The organism is Aliarcobacter cibarius (assembly GCF_013372265.1).
Taxonomy (GTDB): Bacteria; Campylobacterota; Campylobacteria; order Campylobacterales; family Arcobacteraceae; genus Aliarcobacter; species Aliarcobacter cibarius.
The window spans coordinates 1,481,459-1,501,792 of the sequence record NZ_CP054051.1 but is presented as its reverse complement, the minus strand read 5'-3'; the positions used below and the strand labels follow the sequence as shown (position 1 = coordinate 1,501,792).

Below are 20,334 nucleotides of genomic sequence, written 5' to 3'. Positions count from 1 at the left end.
TTAATTTCCTGCTGCAAGTCCTATTTTTGGACCACTTTTTCCACAACATTGTTTATATTTTAAACCACTTCCACAAGGGCAAGGATCATTTCTTGCAATTTTTTTATCACTGTTTAAAACAGCTTCTCTTGCTTTATTTGTTGTTTGATGTTCTGTTGCTTTTTCCATAGAAGCTTTCATTCTATTTAAAGCTTCTTGCTCTTTTTCTTTATCTTCCTTACTTTGAAGCTGTACAGCAAAAAGTATTTTAATAATTTCTAATTTAATGTTAGAAACTAATTCAACAAACATATTGTAAGACTCTTTTTTATACTCAACAAGAGGATCTTTTTGGTTGTAACCTCTAAGTCCAATACCAGTTTTTAAAGTATCCATTGAATATAAGTGTTCTCTCCAAGCATTGTCTAAAATTTGAAGATATAATATTCTTTCTATTTCACTTCTTTGTTTTGTATCAACTACACTCATTTTTTGTTCATAAACATCTTTTAAAATAGTAATTAATCTATTTTCTAAAGAGTCATAGTCTTCACTTTTTATATCTTTTTCTTCAATTATAAAGTGAAGTTCTTCTTTGAATTTTGCAACAATTTCTTTATAATTAAATTCTTCTTCACTCATTCCTTGGAAAATATTTGCATGAGATAGAAGATTTTGTACATAATCAACTCTATTTTCATCTATTTTTGAACCAATGTTATAATCTTCTTTTAATAAATCATTTCTAAAAGCATAAATAACTTTTCTTTGTTCATTTGCTACATCATCATATTCTAAAAGATGTTTTCTACTTTCAAAGTGCATTGATTCAACTTTCTTTTGAGCATTTTCAACAGCTCTTGTAACCATTTTCGACTCTATGTATTCACCATCTTTAATACCAAGTCTTTCCATGATTCTTTTTATTTTATCACTTCCAAAAATTCTTAAAAGATTATCTTCTAAAGATAGATAAAATTGTGATTCTCCAACATCTCCTTGTCTTCCACTTCTTCCTCTAAGCTGATTATCAATTCTTCTACTTTCATGTCTTTCTGTACCAATAATTGCTAAACCACCAAGAGCTAAGATTTCTTGAGTTAATTTAATATCAACACCTCTTCCTGCCATATTTGTAGCAATTGTTACAGCACCTTTTTGTCCTGCATCAGCAATGATTTTTCCTTCTTTTTCATGTTGTTTTGCATTTAATACAGTATGAGGTATTTTTTTTTCAGCTAAAATTTTATGCAGTTGTTCACTTTTTTCTATACTAGCAGTTCCTACTAGAACAGGTTGCCCTTTCTCATGGTATTCTTTTATTTTTTTACAAACTGCTTCAAATTTTTCTCTTTCAGTTTTATAAATTAAATCACTTCTATCAACTCTTTGAACTTTTAAATTTGTAGGTATTGATACAACATCTAAATTATAAATTTGTGCAAATTCTGTTGCTTCAGTTTGAGCAGTACCTGTCATTCCTGAAAGCTTTTCATACATTCTAAAATAGTTTTGGTATGTAGTATCTGCTAGAGTTTGACTTTCATCTTGGATAGCAACTTTTTCTTTTGCTTCAAGTGCTTGGTGTAGACCTTCACTAAATCTTCTTCCCTCACTAAGTCTTCCTGTAAACTCATCAACGATAATGATTTGATCATCTTTTACAACATAATCAACATCTTTTTGAAAAATATAGTTTGCTTTTAAAGCTTGATCAAGAGAATGAGAAAGCATTGCATTTTCAATAGAGTATAGATTCTCAACTCCAAACAAAAGTTCAGCTTGTTCATGTCCTTGCTCAGTTAAAACAACAGATCTATTTTTCTCATCTACTATAAAATCACCTGTCGTTATTGGTTTATCAGCAGGATTTTTAGGTTCAATCATTTCTCCTCTAACTAGTTTTAAAGCTATTTCATTTGCTTTCACATAGTTAGAGTTTTTGTGGTTTGTTGGACCACTAATAATAAGTGGTGTTCTTGCTTCGTCAATTAAGATAGAGTCAACTTCATCAACTATTACAAAGTTATGACCTCTTTGAACTTTATCTTTTAAATCATAAACCATGTTATCTCTTAGATAATCAAATCCTAAAGAGCTATTTGTTGCATAAGTTATATCACAATTATATTGTTCTCTTCTCTCTTTATCATCTCTGATTGAATCAGTTAAAGCACCAACGCTGAAACCTAAAAATTCATATAAAGGTTTTAATTCATTTGCATCTCTAGATGCTAAATAATCATTTACAGTTACAACATGTACACCTTTTCCCGTTAGTGCATTTAAACAAACTGCAATAGAACCAACTAGAGTTTTTCCTTCACCTGTTTTCATCTCTGCAATTCTTCCATCATTTAAGACCATCGCTCCAATAAGCTGAACATCGTATGGTCTCATATTTAAAACTCTTTTTGAAGCTTCTCTTGTAATTGCAAATGATTCATTTAAAACATCGTCTAATGATTTTTCTTTGTTTTGTACAGAAGTTTTTAATTTATTAAATTCACTTTTTAGTTCATCATCACTTAGTTCTTGATACCTTTTCTCTAAAAGAGTTATTTCATTTGCTCTTTTTCTATATTTGTTTACTATTCTATCATTTCTTGTGCCAAAAACTTTTGAAAAAACATTTAACATAAAATTAGTTCCTTTTCGTTATAATGAGAAAGATTATATAGAAAAAAAGGTTAAAAATGTTTTATAGAGTTTTTTTTGTTTTTAGTTTTTTAGCATTAGCTTTATTAAATGCAAGTGATATTAAAAATTTGGATAGTTTTTTTGGAAATTTTAAACAGACTATAACATCTGATTCAAAAAGCGTTATTGAGTACAACGGTAAGGTTTTTATCAAAAAAAGTGGAAAAATATTATGGCAATATGAAACACCAATTAAAAAGAATGTATACATTGATAATAATATGGCTATTGTAGATGAACCTGAGTTAGAGCAAGCTATTTTTACAAAACTTGATAATGAAATTAATATTATTAAACTTTTAAATGAAGCAAAAAAAATTGATAATGAAAATTATGTTTCTACAATAAATGGAATAAAATATAATATCAAAGCAAGTGCTGATAAAGTTTCAAAAATTACATACAAAGATGAGTTAGATAATCAGGTTGCAATTAATTTCTTAAATATTGTTCAAAATGGTGAAATTTCTGATGAAATATTTAAATTTATAATTCCTAGCAATTATGATGTTATTAGAAAGTAAAAAGTAGTTTAAGAAAAAGTAGCTATAATTTTAGCTTAGGTAAACAAGACAATAGCTTGATATTTCAAGAGGAAAGTCCGGGCTGCTGTGAAGTGTGGTTCCATTTAAATAATGGCTAGAGTAATCTAAGGGATAGTGCAACAGAGAGTAGACAGCCAATTTTATTGGTGATGGTGAAACGGTGAGGTAAGAGCTCACCAGCAAAAAAAGTAACTTTTTTGGCTTTGTAAACCCAACCTGCAGCAAGAAGATCTGGTATTTACTTCACATTTTTTGGTCTTCGCAAGAGCGTTAAAGTGATTTAACGCCTAGATAAATTATTGTCCTTGACAAAACGCGGCTTATTGTTTACCTATTATATTATAAAACTTTTCGATGATTTTTTTCTCTAATTCTTCAACACTGTTTAAAGCATCGTTATAATTTGAGAATCCCCAATTTACTAGAATACCTTCAATACCTGCATTTGTTGCAGCCATGATATCTTTATTTGAATCACCTACAAGTTGAGCATTTTGTTTTTTTATACTATATTTATCTAATAATATATTTACCATATCAGGATTTGGTTTTGGTTTTTCAACATCGTTGTATCCTACAATTGAAGAAAAATAGTTTTCAATTTCTAAATGATTTAACATTTTTCTAGCATATTCAGAGTTTGCATTTGTTGCAATACAATATTTAAAATCGCTTTTAAAATTATCTAAAAGTTTTTTAATACCATCATAAATATGTAAGTCTACCAAACAATTTTTACTATAATAATCTTCAAATAACTCTTTTATTTCAGGAGTAAAAACTTTTCTATTATAAAAAAATTCTGCACTGTTTACATTTATGTCATTTATATTTTCTAAAATAAAATCTCTCTCTAATGTTTCTAAACCCAAATTTTCTCTTACATAATTTACGGTGTTTGCTATTGCATAACCACTATTTATAAGAGTTCCATCCATATCAAAAATAATCATATTCATAAAAAAATGCCTTTAAAAAATTAATATTAGAATTATATAATTTTAAAATTAGCAAAAAGTTAATTAAAATAAGACAAATTTTATCTTATTTTAAAGTTAGATAATTTATAATTTCACTCATAGGATATTTGTATTGAATCCTCCTACTACTAAATACAATTTTTAATAGTATCCTATACTTTTTTTGAAATAAATTAATTATACGGGCTTTACAGTTTTTCCCTCTGTAAAGCCTTTTTTTATGCCAAAAAAGATACAATCTGTCTTTATTTTGGAGAATATAATATGAAAAAACTTTTACCAATATTAACTATAGTTTTAATAGCTTCAATTATTTTAATAATATTTATATCTATGGCAAAACAACAAAAAATGGTTGTTGTTAAAGAAGGAAATATTTCTCAAGTACCTTTAGAAATAGTTTTAGGAAAATATCAAGATAGTGATTGTGGAATGGTTATAAATGATTTAACTTTTGCTTCACAAGTTGTATCTATTGATGGAAAAACTTGGTTTTTTCATGATCATGGAGGGCTAGGAAATTGGTTAAATTCTAAAGATAATAAATTTAAAAATAGTATTAAAATTTTTGTTATGACGAAAGATAGTAAAAGATATATTGAAGCAAAAGATGCTTTTTTTAGTACAAACGAAGAAACACCAATGAAATTCGGGTTTGGTGCTTATGAAAATAGTAGTGAAAATTTTATAAGTTTTGATGAGATGCTTTTAAAAGTTTTAAGAAAAGAGACTTTAGCTAATCCAAATTTTAAACAACACAATCATGATAATCATAGTGAGCATAAATAGTGGAAGCAATTAGTGTAATTTCAATTATAACTATTGCGCTTTTAGGTTCTTTTGGACACTGTATAGGAATGTGTGGAGGAATTGTTGTAGCGTATTCAAGCACAAAAATAAAAAGTGAATATAACAAAGTTACACAAAGTGTAGCTCATCTTTTATATTCATTTGGGAGAGTTACAACTTATACACTTTTAGGAGCAATATTTGGTTTTGTTGGAGGAGTTGTTAGTTTTTCCAATATAACAAGTGGTGTAATGCTTTTAATTACTGGTCTTATGATGATTCTAGTTGGATTTTCTCTTTTGGGAAAAGTTAAATTTTTATCATTTTTAGAGCAAACTTGTTCAAAATCAAGTTTTTATCAAAAAAATTTTAAAGCTCTTTTGGGTAGTAATTCTTTATTTAGTTTTTATCTTTTGGGACTTTTAAATGGTCTTTTACCATGTGGTTTTGTGTATGTTTTTGCAATTACAGCTGCTAGTACAGGAAGTGCTTTTTGGGGTGCTGTTGTTATGTTTATTTTTGGAATTAGTACAATCCCAGCACTATTCTTTTTAGGATTTTTTATAGGTTTGTTCAAACAATCAAATCTTAGAGATACTTTTATAAGAATTGCTTCTATTTTAGTGATTATTTTTGGAATATATATAGCTTATCAAGGTTATGAATATATAGTTGATCCAACAAAATCAATATTGAATTGTCACATATAATAAAAATTATTAATTAAATTTTGTAAAGGAGGAAAAAATGAAAAGATATTTTAGCTTTTTTGGTATTTTAATGGCAACATCAAATGCAAAACTTAATATGTTTTACTCAAAATTTGAGAACTATTTAGAAAAATTACCAGATATAAAAAATAGTTTAATAAAAACTGAACTAAAACCAATCAAACAATATTCAACAAACAATTTATAAAATATAAGGTCAAAAATGAAAAAAACAAAAATAAGCTTAGTTGCAAGCTTTTTAATAGCAACAAATTTATACTCACAAACTACTTTAGAAGAAATTTCTATTACAAGTGCTACAAAATCTGAACAAAAATTACGAGATGTAACGGCCAATGTTGATGTTATAACTGCTCAAGAAATTGAAGATAGAAAATTTAAGACAGTTTCTGAAGCTTTACAGACAATTCCTGGAATTCAAGTATCACCAAGTGGTGGAATAGGTCAACAAACTTCTCTTTTTCTAAGAGGAATGGATTCTCATAGAACTTTAGTTTTAATAGATGGTGTAAGATATAATGATATTACAAGTCCTAATGGAACTGCAAATTTTGAGCATCTTATGATAAATGATATAGAAAGAATTGAAGTTATAAAAGGAGCTCAAAGTAGTATTTGGGGAGCAGATGCAAGTGCAGGTGTTATAAATATTATTACAAAATCTGCAAAAGATGGAACACATGGAAATGCAACTGTTGAATATGGAAGATATAATAGTAAAACTGCAAAAGCAAATATATCACACAAAGATAAAAATTTTGATGCAAAATTAAGTGCAACTAGAGTTGATACAGATGGTTTTTCAGCTAAAGTTCCAAAAGATGAGAAGTTAAGCAAATATGAAGATGATGGATATGAAAATACAACTGCAAATCTTAAATTAGGATATAACTTTGATGAAAATAATAGAGTTTCAACTTCTTATGAAATAATTGATACAAAAGTTGATTATGACAATTTTCCAGATGATAAAGCTAGTCAAGCTAAAACTAAAACATATCTAGCAAATCTTACCTATGAAAATAAAAATGATATAGCCCTTACAAAAGTTTATACAAATTATACAGATATAAAAAGAGAATATTCCTTTGGAGAATATGAAGGTAATGTAGAAGAGTATGGAGTAAATACAAGTATTGATTATTTAAACTCTTCAAATTTAACTATTGGTGGAGATTATAAAAAGTTTGAAACTAAAAAAGATGTGTTGGATGAATATAATAACAAAGGTATTTTTATAACAAATACAAATAAGTTTTTTGATGATAATACTATATTCACACAAGCTTTAAGGTATGATAAGTACAGTGATTTTGAAAATAAAACTACTGGAAAAATAGGAATTAAACAATACATTATTGATGAATTAAATGTTAGTTCAAATTATGGAACAGGTTATAATGTGCCAACTATCAGTCAACTTTTTGGTCAATGGGGTGCTAATCCTGATTTAAATCCAGAAAAAACAAAATCTTATGATTTAGGAATTGAGTATAAAGGTTTATCTATTACTTATTTCAATAATAAAGTTGAAAATATGATAGACTGGGTAACTATACCACAATCTTGGGATGGAGCTTACAATAATATAGAAGGAAAAAGTAAGATTAAAGGTGTTGAGATTGCTTATAAAAACTATATTACACAAGATGTTCTACTAAATTTTAATTATACAAATTTAAGTGCTAAAAATGATAAAGATGAATATTTAGCAAAAAGAGCTAAAAATAAAGTTGGTTTTGGAGTTGATTATTATGGTCTAAAAGATTTCCATTTTAATGTAAATGGTGAATATGTAGGTACAAGATATGATAGAATTGATCAACAAGGTGCAAAAACTGGAAATTACACAATATGGAATGCAGTTGTTGATTATGATATAAATAAAACTTTTTCAACTTATGTAAAACTTGATAATATTTTTGACAAAGATTATCAAGTTGTTGATGGTTATGCAACAAGTCAAAGAGCTGCATATTTAGGTTTAAAGGCTAGTTTCTAAAATGAAAAAACTACTATATTTTCTACTTTTTATAAATTTTTTAAATGCAAATGAGAGAATTATAACTTTAAGTCCAGCAATAAATGAGATAGCTTTTGCTCTTAATCTAGGTGATAAAATTATTGCAAATACAGAGTTTTGTGATTTTCCTGTTGAATCAAAAAATATCCAAAAAGTAGGGGGATATGGTAGTGTTAGTTTGGAAAAAGTTGTAAATTTGAATCCAACAATTATATTGAATCAAGATTATGATAAAAAATTAAACCAAAGTTTAAAAGATTTAAATTTTAAAACTTTGGTTTATAAGACAAATAGTTTAGAAGATATTAAATGCACAATAGAAGATTTAGGTGATGTTTTTAATAAAAATGAAGAAGCAAAAAAACTAAATAATGAAATAGAACATAGTTTAGAATCTTTAAAAAATATTGTAGAAAATAAAAAGGTTTTAATAGTTATTAGTCCACAAAATAGTTTATCAAATCAGATTTTTGTAGCAGGAAATTTTGTATATTTTGAAGATATTATAAAAGCTAGTAACAACATAAATGCATATCAATCAAGTTTAAAATCTCAACCTTCAATTAATAGTGAGAAATTAATTACTTTAAATCCTGATATTATTATATTATTGGCTCCGTTTTTAGAAAATGATAAAATAACTCAAGAAAAGTATATAAATATGTGGGAAAAACTTCCAACAAATGCAAGTAAGCAAAAAAACATTTATATAATAGATAAACTGTACTCAGGTATTCCAAGTCATAGAATAAGATATTTTATAGATGATTTTAAAGGTATTTTAGAAGATGTTAGAGCTAAAAAATTATAATAATTTTATTTTAAAAGATATTTCTTTTGTTTTAGAAGAAAAAGAAAATTTGCTTATTTTAGGTGAAAATGGTGCAGGTAAATCTACATTAGCAAAAGTTTTATCAAATTTAATAGATAGTTCTAATTTATTTTTTAGAAAACAGAATATAAAAGAACTTGATTCTTTTAAAAGAGCAAAATTAATAAACTATATTCCTAGTCGTTTTGAAGTTTTTGATGATTATTTAACTGTTTTTGAATTTTTGAAACTCTCTTGTATTGAAGAAAAAAACAATAAAGAGATAAAAAGTATTATATCTTTGTTAAAATTTGAAGATTTAAAAGATAGTTATTGTTCTAATCTTAGTTCAGGAGAACAACAACTTTTACAATTGGCTAGTGCAATTTTACATGATGCACAAATTACAATATTTGATGAACTAACAGCAAATTTAGATTTAAACAGATTAAAAGAGGTTTTTGGCATTTTAAATTCAAACTTTTTAAAACAAAAAATTATTATCACTCATAATTTAGATTTTGCTTATGCTTTAAAAGATTTTAAAGTACTATTTTTAGAGAAAGGTAATTTAAAGTTTTTTGATTCTCATGATAAATTTTTTACTCAAGAAAATTTAAATAAATACTACAATGAAAGTGTAAAACTTATAAATTCACATTTGGTACTTGATTTATGAAAATATTTATATATATTTTATCTTTTCTAATTATATTTATATCTCCTTTTCTAGGAGAAATAAATATATCTTTAAATCAAATATTTAGTTTAGATGATAGTATGTCTATGGTTTTTTGGGATTTGAGAGTTCCTAGAGTTATTTTGGCTTTTTTTGTTGGTTCAATTTTAGCAATTAGTGGTTTGGTATTTCAAATAGTTTTTAAAAATGAGTTAATCACTCCTTATACTTTAGGAATTGCAAGTGGAACGACTCTTTTTTCAGCTATTTCAATAGTTTTTTTTCCTCTTATTCCTCTTTTCTTTTCATCTATTCTAGGTTCATTAATAACAATATTAATATTATTTTTGATTTCAAAGAGGCTAAATAAGAAATCACTCATAAATTCTACAAATTCAATGCTTTTAATAGGTATCGCATTATCATATTTTTACAGTTCAGCTTTGATGTTAATATTTTTTATTAGTAATCTACAAGAAAATTATAGTATTGTAAGATTTACTCTAGGAAGCTTGGATACTGTTGGATTTATTCCAACTTTAATTGTTGGATTTACAGTTTTTTTTGTGTTTATATTTATTTTTAGGATTAAAAATAGCATAAATTTACTTCTTATTTCAAATGATGTTGCATTTTTAAAAGGTTTGAATGTTGATAAAACAATTTTAACTATTTTGATATTTATTACAATTTGTGTTGGAATTTGTATAAGTTTTACAGGTCCTATAGGTTTTGTAGGGTTAGTAATACCTCATATAGTAAAACTAATTTATAAAAAGAGTGCAACAAAGTTATTTATTCCGACACTATTTTTTGGAGGGGTATTTTTAGCAGCTTGTGATTTGATTTCAAGAATTTTACCAACGGCTTCAGCTCTTCCAATAGGAGTTGTAACTTCTTTTATAGGCGCACCGTTTTTTGTTTATTTATTGATAAGAAAAAAAGAGGTTTAACCTCTTTTTGTAACTTTTCTTTTTTTAGTAGATTTTGAAGCTTTTGGTTTATCTTCTGTTTGTCTTTTTTTTGATAGGATTTTTTTATCTTTAAGCGATTTTGGTTTTGGTTGTTTTGCTCTTGGTTTTTTCTCTTTTGTTTCAAAACCTTTTAATTCTTCTCTTGGAATTTTAAGCATTAATTCTTTTTCAATTTCGCTCATAAATTTATAATCTTTTACACTTAAAAGAGTAATAGCAGTTCCATCATTTCCAGCTCTAGCTGTTCTTCCAACTCTATGCGTAAAATCATTTATTGTTTCAGGTAAAGCAAAATTTATTACACAAGGAAGATTTTCTATATCAATTCCTCTAGCTGCAATATCTGTACAAACTAAAACTCTTAATTCTTTCTCTTTAAATTTTCTTAAAGCTAATGCACGGCTACTTTGTCTTATGTCACCATGAATACAAGAAGCTTTTAATCCATCAAGATTCAAGTTTTCTACTAAGCTATCAGCTTCTAATTTTTTATTTACAAAAACTAAGGCTTGAGATATATTTTTTGAACCAATTAAAAAAGATAAAAGCTCAGTTTTTTTATCTTCATCTACAAGTATTATTTGGTGTTCGATTTTTTCTACATGATCTCTTTGATTTGTAACTTCAATAACAACAGGATCTGTTAAAAATTCTTTAGCTAATTTTTTTACAGTTGAATTTATAGTTGCACTAAACATTGAAATTTGTCTATTTTTCCCAATATGTGGTAATATTTTCTCAACTTCTTCTAGAAAACCCATATCAAGCATAGTATCAAGTTCGTCAATAACAACACTTGAAACACTCGATAAATTTATAGTATTATTTTTTAAATGTTCTAATAATCTTCCTGTTGTAGCAACAACGATATCAACTCCATTTGCTAGTTTTTTTTCTTGTTCTTTACTTGAAATTCCACCAAATATAGCAACTCTTTTAATATCTAAATATTTAGAATAATCATCTATGGCATTTACTATTTGTTTTGCTAATTCTCTTGTTGGAACTAAAATTAAAGCTCTTAAAACACTATTTTTATTTTTCTCTTTTACTAAATCTTCTAGAATAGGAATTAAAAATGCACAACTTTTTCCTGTTCCACTTTTAGCAACTCCTATTATGTCTCTTCTTTTTAAAGCAATTGGTATTGCTTTTTCCTGAATAGGTGTAGGATTTACGTATCCTAAATCATTAATTGCTTTTAAAATATTTTCATCTAATTTTAAGTTCTGAAAAGTTTTTATGAAAAATCCTTTTGTTTAAATATGTTTAAATTATATCTAAATTGAAATTAGATTTGAATTTCATTATAATGTTAAAAATTTTATAAGAAAGTTTATTATGGAAAGAGAATTTTTTATTTCATTTACTTTTATATTTATAATAGTTATTATAATTTTAATTTGCTGGATAATTAAATTAAAAGATGAAACTAAGAAGAAAAATGATGTACAAGAAAAACTTGAATTAAGTGAAGAAAAATATAGAGTTCTTTTTGATATTGCACCAGTTTTATTAGATGCTTTTGATGAAAATGGAAAAGTTATTTTGTGGAATAAAGAGTGTGAAAAGGTTTTTGGTTGGACACTTAATGAGTTACAAGAACATAAAAAGCCAATTTCTTTATTTTATGATGATGAAAATATACAAAATCAAGTTCTTGAAGATTTAACGAAAGAGAGTAAAGAATATAAAGTATGGTTTCCAAAAAGAAAAGATGGTAAAAATCTTGTTGTAAAATGGGCAAATATAAGATTACCAAATGGAGAGTTAATTCATATGGGATACGATATTACAGAACAAAAAGAAAATGAAAAATTATTAGAACAGAATACTTTAACTCTAGAATTTGCAAAAAACGAATTAGAAATTTTAAATAATAGTTTGGAAAAAAGAATAAAAAGTGAAATAGAAAAAAGTACAAAACAACAAGCATTGATAATGGAACAGAGTAAGCTTGTTCAAATGGGAGAAATGATACAAAATATTGCACATCAATGGAGGCAACCACTCTCTCAAATAAACTCTACGCTAATGCTTTTAGATGTATACTTGAATAAAAAAAATTGTATGAATGATGTTGTTGAAGAAAAAATATCTGAAATAGAAGAACTTACAAGTTATTTATCCCATACAATAGATGATTTTCAGAACTTTTTTAAACCAAATAAACATAAAACACTTTTCAAGATATCCGATGCATTGCATAAATCTTTAAATATTGTAAAAGGGCAAATAGATTTTCATAAAATAGAAATTGTTGATAATATAAATAAAGATTTAGAAATAAATGGACAAAAAGAGGAGTTACAACAAGTTCTTTTAGTTTTAATAAATAATGCAATTGATGCATTGGTTTTAAACAAAATATCAAATCCAAAAATAGTTTTTGGTAACATATTGGAAAATAACATTTTAACAATTATAGTAGAAGATAATGCATTAGGAATAAAAGAAGAAAATATAAAAAGAATATTTGAACCTTACTTTACAACAAAGTATAAATCAAAAGGAACAGGAGTAGGTCTTTACATAGCAAAAATGATTTTACAAAATAGTTTGTATGGAGATCTAAGTGTAGAAAATATAAATGATGGTGCAAGATTTAAAATAAAATTAGAAGGGGTACTATGAATAATAAATATCCATATAATATATTAGTAGTAGAAGATGAAGAACAATCAAGAGAAAATTTTGTTTCGTATTTATTAATGTTTTATGAAAATGTTTTTGAAGCAAGTAATGGAGAAAGAGCACTAGAAGTATATAAAAGAGAAAAACCACACATTATATTACTTGATATAAATATTCCTAAAGTAAGTGGTTTGGAAGTTGCTAGACAAATTAGAGAAAAAGATTTGATGACAAAAATAATAATTTTAACAGCTCATAGTGAAAAATCTTTTTTACTCGAAGCCATGAGTCTTAGACTTACTAAATATCTTTTTAAACCTGTTAATAGAAAAGATTTAAAACAAGCATTGGATTTGGCAATTACTGAATTAGAAAAATTTGATATTATAGTTAATGATGAAATAGAAGTAAATGAATTTTATACATATTCATTTAATAAGAAATCTTTGAAATATAAAGGTAATGAAATAAGCCTAACTCAAAAAGAGCAACTTTTTTTTGAATATTTGTTAAAGAATAGAAATAAAGTTTGTTCTTATCATGAACTACTATCTTATACTGAAGTAGCTACTCTAGATGGTTTAAAGAATTTAGTAAAAAGATTAAAAAAGAAGTTAAATGATGAATTAATAACAAATATTTCAGGAATAGGTTATAAAAAAAGTTAATTTGTATTTATTTTAGGATTAATATAGAGTTATAAAAGTCTTTATAAACAGTCTTTTTAGGAAATGAATTAAGTGAATAAGAACAATTTCCAAAATTTAAGCGACATTTAAGCGTATAGCTCTTGACAACTGAGAAAAATCCTATTATAATTCCCGTCCAATTTGACCGAGAGAGGTTAAGTTAAGATCTTTAAAAAATGAAGTAAGTTTGTAAAGATAATAATCTTTGTAAACCGAATATGTTAATCTTAAATATTCAATACAAAAAAATAATGAACAAGAAGTCAAATTCTTGTCTATAAATTTGAGTGATAATTTTGTAATTTAGTAATAAAAAACAAAAATGTCAGTTTCATACACTACATAATGATTAATTAGATTAATCAATAATTTATGGAGAGTTTGATCCTGGCTCAGAGTGAACGCTGGCGGCGTGCTTAACACATGCAAGTCGAACGAGAACGGGTTATAGCTTGCTATAATTGTCAGCTAAGTGGCGCACGGGTGAGTAATGTATAGGTAATATGCCTCTTACTAAGGGATAACAAATGGAAACGTTTGCTAATACCTTATACTCCTTACTAACTAAAGTTAGTAAGGGAAAGATTTATTGGTAAGAGATTAGCCTGTATTGTATCAGTTAGTTGGTGGGGTAATGGCCTACCAAGACAATGACGCATAACTGGTTTGAGAGGATGATCAGTCACACTGGAACTGAGACACGGTCCAGACTCCTACGGGAGGCAGCAGTGGGGAATATTGCACAATGGACGAAAGTCTGATGCAGCAACGCCGCGTGGAGGATGACACATTTCGGTGCGTAAACTCCTTTTATATAAGAAGATAATGACGGTATTATATGAATAAGCACCGGCTAACTCCGTGCCAGCAGCCGCGGTAATACGGGGGGTGCAAGCGTTACTCGGAATCACTGGGCGTAAAGAGCATGTAGGCGGATTAATAAGTTTGAAGTGAAATCCTATAGCTTAACTATAGAACTGCTTTGAAAACTGTTAGTCTAGAATGTGGGAGAGGTAGATGGAATTTCTGGTGTAGGGGTAAAATCCGTAGAGATCAGAAGGAATACCGATTGCGAAGGCGATCTACTGGAACATTATTGACGCTGAGATGCGAAAGCGTGGGGAGCAAACAGGATTAGATACCCTGGTAGTCCACGCCCTAAACGATGTACACTAGTTGTTGTGAGACTTGATCTTGCAGTAATGCAGTTAACACATTAAGTGTACCGCCTGGGGAGTACGGTCGCAAGATTAAAACTCAAAGGAATAGACGGGGACCCGCACAAGCGGTGGAGCATGTGGTTTAATTCGACGATACACGAAGAACCTTACCTGGACTTGACATAGTAAGAACTTTCTAGAGATAGATTGGTGTCTGCTTGCAGAAACTTATATACAGGTGCTGCACGGCTGTCGTCAGCTCGTGTCGTGAGATGTTGGGTTAAGTCCCGCAACGAGCGCAACCCTCGTCCTTAGTTGCTAACAGTTCGGCTGAGAACTCTAAGGAGACTGCCTACGCAAGTAGGAGGAAGGTGAGGACGACGTCAAGTCATCATGGCCCTTACGTCCAGGGCTACACACGTGCTACAATGGGATATACAATGAGCCGCAATACGGTGACGTGGAGCAAATCTTATAAAATATCTCCCAGTTCGGATTGTAGTCTGCAACTCGACTACATGAAGTTGGAATCGCTAGTAATCGTAGATCAGCTATGCTACGGTGAATACGTTCCCGGGTCTTGTACTCACCGCCCGTCACACCATGGGAGTTGAACTCATTCGAAGCGGGGATGCTAAAGTAGCTACCTTCCACAGTGGATTCAGCGACTGGGGTGAAGTCGTAACAAGGTAACCGTAGGAGAACCTGCGGTTGGATCACCTCCTTTCAGAGAAATAAGTTAAGATTTGTTTCTTAACTATTCAGAAAAACAAAGAATATTTAAGATAATATGTTCGGTTTATAAAGATTATTTGAAAAAATAGGTGAAGGGGCCTATAGCTCAGCTGGCTAGAGCGCTCGACTGATAATCGTGAGGTCTCAGGTTCAAGTCCTGATAGGCCCACCATAAATAATCTGGGGAATTAGCTCAGCTGGGAGAGCGCCTGCTTTGCACGCAGGAGGTCAGCGGTTCGATCCCGCTATTCTCCACCATCTATTAAACTTAAGAGTGTAAGAGCTTTTAAAGTTTTAATATAAGTTTTATAATATGATTATAAGATTTATATTAGAACTTAATAAAATAGGTTTCTAAATGATATTTAAAAATATAATGTTAAAGTCTTTAAAATTTTTTCGTAAATTTGAATAGCGATATTTAAATTTAAATAAAAAAATTTCATATCTAAAAAATTTAATAGAGATATTAAATATAACTATAGATAACACAACTATATTATTGAACAATATGTTTAATAAGATAGTAGCCAAAGAATATTATCAAATTTAGAAGTTTTAGTTAAACTAGAATTTTTAGGCAAGAAAAAAGGAACCTGAATAAAATCGTAAGATTTTTTTAGGCTCCGTTTATAAGCTATTAAGGGCTAATGGTGGATGCCTTGACTGTAAGAGGCGATGAAAGACGTATTAGGCTGCGATAAGCCTCGGGGAGCTGCCAAAGAGCTTTGATCCGGGGATTTCTGAATGGGGCAACCCAATATAATGAGAATTATATTACCCTACGGGGAGCGAACCTGGTGAAGTGAAACATCTCAGTAGCCAGAGGAAGAGAAATCAATTGAGATTCCGTCAGTAGCGGCGAGCGAACGCGGATTAGGACAAACCCAATGCTTGCATTGGGGGTTGTAGGACTATAATGTGTAGTTAAAGAGAATAGATGAATTAGTTGGAAAGCTAGAGCATAGAAGGTGATACTCCTGTAATTAAAATTCTCAATAACGCTAATAGTATCCTGAGTAGGTCGGAACACGTGATATTTTGACTGAAGCTGGGGGGACCACCCTCCAATCCTAAATACTACTTACAGATCGATAGTGAACAAGTACCGTGAGGGAAAGGTGAAAAGTACTGCAGCGAGCAGAGTGAAATAGAACCTGAAACCATTAGCTTACAATCATTCAGAGCCCTATGATTTATCAGGGTGATGGACTGCCTTTTGCATAATGAGCCTGCGAGTTGTGGTGTCTGGCAAGGTTAAGCCAAGTGCGAAGCCGTAGCGAAAGCGAGTCTTAATAGGGCGACATAGTCAGATGCTGCAGACCCGAAACGAAGTGATCTATCCATGAGCAGGTTGAAGCTGGTGTAAGAGCCAGTGGAGGACCGAACCCGCTGACGTTGAAAAGTCTTGGGATGACTTGTGGATAGGGGTGAAAGGCCAATCAAACTTCGTGATAGCTGGTTCTCTCCGAAATATATTTAGGTATAGCCTTGTGTTGTAGCATATAGGGGTAGAGCACTGAATGGGCTAGGGCTGCTTACCGCGGTACCAAACCCTATCAAACTATGAATACTATATGTGGAATCACAGGAGTCAGGCGGTGGGTGATAAAATCCGTCGTCAAGAGGGGAACAACCCAGACTAACAGCTAAGGTCCCTAAGTTACATCTAAGTGGAAAACGATGTGGAGTTACTGTGACAACCAGGAGGTTGGCTTAGAAGCAGCCATCCTTTAAAGAAAGCGTAACAGCTCACTGGTCTAGTGATTCTGCGCGGAAAATATAACGGGGCTAAGATGTACACCGAAGCTTTAGATTCAATTTTTAATTGAGTGGTAGGAGAGCGTTCTATTCAGCGTTGAAGGTATACCGGTAAGGAGTGCTGGAGCGGATAGAAGTGAGCATGCAGGCATGAGTAGCGTTAAAACAGGTGAGAATCCTGTTCGCCGAAAACCCAAGGTTTCCTACGCGATGCTCGTCATCGTAGGGTTAGTCGGGTCCTAAGTCGAGTCCGAAAGGGGTAGACGATGGCAAATTGGTTAATATTCCAATACCAACATATAAGCGCGATGTGGGGACGCATAGAGTTAATCGAGGTCACGGATGGAAGTGTGGCTCGAAGGATGTAGGTTGTTAAGTAGGCAAATCCGCTTAACGTTAGACCGAGATCTTACAGGCTCTTGACACTCTTCGGAGGAGATGGAGAATCGATGATACTGTCGTGCCAAGAAAAGCCACTAAGTATATTATATGTTGCCCGTACCGTAAACCGACACAGGTGGGTGGGATGAGTATTCTAAGGCGCGTGGAAGAACCCTCTTTAAGGAACTCTGCAAACTAGCACCGTATCTTCGGTATAAGGTGTGCCTACTTTGGTATATGGACTTGCTCCAAAAAGCTAAAGAGGTTGCAACAAAGAGTCCCTCCCGACTGTTTACCAAAAACACAGCACTTTGCTAACACGTAAGTGGATGTATAAGGTGTGACGCCTGCCCGGTGCTCGAAGGTTAATTGATGATGTCAGCGCAAGCGAAGCATTTGATCGAAGCCCGAGTAAACGGCGGCCGTAACTATAACGGTCCTAAGGTAGCGAAATTCCTTGTCAGTTAAATACTGACCTGCATGAATGGCGTAACGAGATGGGAGCTGTCTCAAAGAGGGATCCAGTGAAATTGTAGTGGAGGTGAAAATTCCTCCTACCCGCGGAAAGACGGAAAGACCCCGTGCACCTTTACTACAGCTTGACACTGTAGCTTGGATATTCATGTGCAGGATAGGTGGGAGGCTATGATGACTAGACGCCAGTAGAGTCGGAGCCATCCTTGAGATACCACCCTTGAATATTTGAGTTACTAACTGCGATGAGTTAACCTCATTCAGGACAATGTCTGGTGGGTAGTTTGACTGGGGCGGTCGCCTCCTAAATAGTAACGGAGGCTTACAAAGGTTAGTTCAGATGGGTTGGAAATCCATCGTTGAGTATAATGGCATAAACTAGCTTGACTGTGAGACCAACAAGTCGAACAGAGACGAAAGTCGGTCATAGTGATCCGGTGGTTCTGCGTGGAAGGGCCATCGCTCAAAGGATAAAAGGTACGCCGGGGATAACAGGCTGATCTCCCCCAAGAGCTCACATCGACGGGGAGGTTTGGCACCTCGATGTCGGCTCATCGCATCCTGGGGCTGTAGTCGGTCCCAAGGGTATGGCTGTTCGCCATTTAAAGCGGTACGCGAGCTGGGTTCAGAACGTCGTGAGACAGTTCGGTCCCTATCTTCCGTGGGCGTAGGAAAGTTGAAGAGATTTGTCCCTAGTACGAGAGGACCGGGATGAACCAACCACTGGTGTACCAATTGTTCTGCCAAGAGCATCGTTGGGTAGCCACGTTGGGATGTGATAAGAGCTGAAAGCATCTAAGCTCGAAGCCAACTCTAAGATGAACTTTCCCTGAAGTTCCCAGCAAGACTAGCTGGTTGATAGGCTGGATGTGTAATGGGTGTAAGCCCTTTAGCTGACCAGTACTAATAGAACGTTTGGCTTATTTTAAACAATTTTCTTTGGTTTACTATCTTATTAAGCATATTTATTATGTTTAATTAGTGTTTATTAATATAGATACAAATATGAAATACAAATAAAGACTTTAACATTAGATTCTCAAAATCACAATTTGAGTGTTAAGAGTTTATTCAAGCTTTTAACACTCGAATTTGCTGGTGGTTAAAGAGAAGTGGAAATACCCAGCCCCATTCCGAACCTGGTAGTCAAGCACTTCATCGCCGATAATACTGCAGGGTCCCCTTGTGGAAACGTAGGTCGCTGCCAGCTCTTTGAGTTTTTTCCCAAAAGCTTATCTTTTTACATCTGATTCTAGGTGTTTGAAGGTAAGCTTTTTTTTTATCTAATATTTATTTATCCCTATGCATCTTACTTCGCACCTAAATATCTCTTTTTTTTATCTTATTACTTTCTTTATTTCACTTTTTTATTACTTTAACCTTTTTATTGCCTAAGCTTTTGTATAATAATTCTTAAATTGTCAAGGATTTTTATTGAAAAAATTATATTATAGTTACGATATGTTTAAAAATGACACTATGAAATTGTTACAAATGTGTAATAATTTTGATGCAGATGTAATTTTAGCAATTGCTAGAGGTGGATTAACACTATCTCATCTTATGTCACAAGCATTAAATAAAAGGAATGTTTTTATTATAAATACAATTTCTTATGATAGAAAAGTTCAAAAGGATATGGTTGAGATATTTAATTTTCCAAATTTAACAGGTTTTAAAAGAGTTTTAGTTGTAGATGATATTATTGATAGTGGTAAAACAGTAAAAGAGGTTTTAAATATTTTAAAAATTCACTATCCCAATATTGAATTTAAAGTAGCATCTTTGTTTTATAAAGATACAGCTATTATCAAACCTGACTATTCAGTTAATAAGACAGATACTTGGATTGAGTTTTTTTGGGAAGTAGATTTAGATATAAAGGATAATAATTGATACTAAGTAAAAGTGTTAAAAATTTTTTAGCTATTGCAAGTTTGTTTATGGCAAGTGCAATAGCTTTTGGAGCTTTTGGAGCACATGGGTTAAAAAAAATATTAGATCCAGATATGTTAAGGATATTTCATACGGGTGTTGAATATCAATTTTATAATACATTTGGATTATTTTTTGCAACATTTATATATTCTTTGAAAGAAAATTCAAGAAAAATAAAAATAAGTCTTTATTTAATAGTAATAGGTACTTTGATATTTAGTGTTTCATTATATGTGCTTACAATTTTAAATATGCCAATTCTAGGAGCAATAACACCAATTGGTGGGACTTTACAAATAATTGCTTATTTGTTATTATTTTTTGGAATTTTAAAAGATTAAGGAGAAAATT

The 20,334-nt window shown here is 30.6% G+C and carries 14 protein-coding genes, 2 tRNA genes, 3 rRNA genes, 1 other RNA gene and 1 pseudogene; 18 read left to right on the top strand and 3 right to left on the bottom strand.

Annotation, left to right across the window (positions count from 1 at the left end; all coding sequences use genetic code 11):
- Positions 1–2,619: a preprotein translocase subunit SecA gene (gene secA / locus ACBT_RS07475; RefSeq protein WP_024776209.1), complete on the bottom strand. Its 2,619-nt coding sequence runs from the start codon at positions 2,617–2,619 to the stop codon at positions 1–3.
- Between the two features lie 56 nt (positions 2,620–2,675).
- Here secA and lolA point away from each other — a divergent pair, with 56 nt between their 5' ends.
- A complete protein-coding gene (gene lolA / locus ACBT_RS07470; RefSeq protein ID WP_024776210.1) occupies positions 2,676–3,203 on the top strand; it encodes a LolA-like outer membrane lipoprotein chaperone in 528 nt (175 codons plus the stop codon).
- A gap of 36 nt (positions 3,204–3,239) precedes the next feature.
- Positions 3,240–3,562: RNase P RNA component class A (rnpB, locus tag ACBT_RS07465), an RNA gene on the top strand.
- A 60-nt stretch (positions 3,563–3,622) separates the two neighbouring features.
- Here the strand turns inward: rnpB and ACBT_RS11835 are convergent.
- Positions 3,623–4,177, bottom strand: a pseudogene (locus tag ACBT_RS11835) (HAD family hydrolase); the annotation flags it as partial.
- A gap of 291 nt (positions 4,178–4,468) precedes the next feature.
- Here ACBT_RS11835 and ACBT_RS07455 point away from each other — a divergent pair.
- From ACBT_RS07455 to ACBT_RS07425, 7 genes are read left to right on the top strand one after another with little or no spacing between them, the layout of a single operon-like run.
- The gene (locus tag ACBT_RS07455) at positions 4,469–4,993 is read left to right on the top strand and encodes an FHA domain-containing protein (protein WP_024776212.1); all 525 of its coding nucleotides are present in this window, start codon (positions 4,469–4,471) and stop codon (positions 4,991–4,993) included.
- Positions 4,993–5,703, top strand: coding sequence for a sulfite exporter TauE/SafE family protein (locus ACBT_RS07450; protein ID WP_024776213.1), 711 nt, complete (start codon positions 4,993–4,995; stop codon positions 5,701–5,703). Before ACBT_RS07455 ends, ACBT_RS07450 begins: the two co-directional genes overlap by 1 nt.
- Positions 5,704–5,740: 37 nt before the next feature.
- Positions 5,741–5,911 carry a hypothetical protein gene (locus ACBT_RS07445; RefSeq protein WP_169729053.1) on the top strand — a complete coding sequence of 57 codons (171 nt, stop codon included), beginning with the start codon at positions 5,741–5,743 and terminating at the stop codon, positions 5,909–5,911.
- 15 nt (positions 5,912–5,926) lie between these two features.
- Positions 5,927–7,726 carry a TonB-dependent receptor plug domain-containing protein gene (locus tag ACBT_RS07440; protein WP_024776214.1) on the top strand — a complete coding sequence of 600 codons (1,800 nt, stop codon included), beginning with the start codon at positions 5,927–5,929 and terminating at the stop codon, positions 7,724–7,726.
- A 1-nt stretch (position 7,727) separates the two neighbouring features.
- A complete protein-coding gene (locus ACBT_RS07435; protein ID WP_024776215.1) occupies positions 7,728–8,558 on the top strand; it encodes an ABC transporter substrate-binding protein in 831 nt (276 codons plus the stop codon).
- Entirely contained in the window at positions 8,536–9,237 is a 702-nt protein-coding gene (locus ACBT_RS07430; protein WP_024776216.1) for an ATP-binding cassette domain-containing protein, read from the top strand. The genes ACBT_RS07435 and ACBT_RS07430 overlap by 23 nt, the downstream gene beginning before the upstream one ends.
- Positions 9,234–10,190 (top strand): FecCD family ABC transporter permease, encoded by a 957-nt coding sequence (locus ACBT_RS07425; protein ID WP_024776217.1) that lies wholly within the window; start codon positions 9,234–9,236, stop codon positions 10,188–10,190. The genes ACBT_RS07430 and ACBT_RS07425 overlap by 4 nt, the downstream gene beginning before the upstream one ends.
- Here ACBT_RS07425 and ACBT_RS07420 read toward each other — a convergent pair.
- Entirely contained in the window at positions 10,187–11,329 is a 1,143-nt protein-coding gene (locus ACBT_RS07420) for a DEAD/DEAH box helicase (protein WP_235619544.1), read from the bottom strand. The genes ACBT_RS07425 and ACBT_RS07420 overlap by 4 nt on opposite strands.
- Before the next feature lie 223 nt (positions 11,330–11,552).
- Here ACBT_RS07420 and ACBT_RS07415 point away from each other — a divergent pair, with 223 nt between their 5' ends.
- The 9 genes from ACBT_RS07415 to ACBT_RS07375 all read left to right on the top strand — a co-directional run bounded on the left by ACBT_RS07415 (position 11,553) and on the right by ACBT_RS07375 (position 20,324).
- Positions 11,553–12,845, top strand: a complete 1,293-nt coding sequence (locus ACBT_RS07415) for a PAS domain-containing sensor histidine kinase (RefSeq protein WP_024776220.1) — start codon at positions 11,553–11,555, stop codon at positions 12,843–12,845.
- Positions 12,842–13,513: a response regulator transcription factor gene (locus ACBT_RS07410; RefSeq protein WP_024776221.1), complete on the top strand. Its 672-nt coding sequence runs from the start codon at positions 12,842–12,844 to the stop codon at positions 13,511–13,513. The genes ACBT_RS07415 and ACBT_RS07410 overlap by 4 nt, the downstream gene beginning before the upstream one ends.
- 390 nt (positions 13,514–13,903) lie before the next feature.
- Positions 13,904–15,421 (top strand): 16S ribosomal RNA (locus tag ACBT_RS07405).
- A 103-nt stretch (positions 15,422–15,524) separates the two neighbouring features.
- Positions 15,525–15,601, top strand: a tRNA-Ile gene (locus ACBT_RS07400).
- Between the two features lie 10 nt (positions 15,602–15,611).
- Positions 15,612–15,687 (top strand) — tRNA-Ala (locus ACBT_RS07395).
- A gap of 372 nt (positions 15,688–16,059) precedes the next feature.
- Positions 16,060–18,973: ribosomal RNA gene (locus ACBT_RS07390) — 23S ribosomal RNA — on the top strand.
- A 166-nt stretch (positions 18,974–19,139) separates the two neighbouring features.
- Positions 19,140–19,255 (top strand): 5S ribosomal RNA (gene rrf, locus ACBT_RS07385).
- The 16S, 23S and 5S rRNA genes sit together here with 2 tRNA genes alongside, the layout of an rRNA operon.
- A gap of 224 nt (positions 19,256–19,479) precedes the next feature.
- Positions 19,480–19,941 (top strand): phosphoribosyltransferase, encoded by a 462-nt coding sequence (locus ACBT_RS07380; RefSeq protein ID WP_024775153.1) that lies wholly within the window; start codon positions 19,480–19,482, stop codon positions 19,939–19,941.
- Positions 19,938–20,324 (top strand): DUF423 domain-containing protein, encoded by a 387-nt coding sequence (locus tag ACBT_RS07375; RefSeq protein WP_024775152.1) that lies wholly within the window; start codon positions 19,938–19,940, stop codon positions 20,322–20,324. Before ACBT_RS07380 ends, ACBT_RS07375 begins: the two co-directional genes overlap by 4 nt.
- Positions 20,325–20,334: the final 10 nt, after the last annotated feature.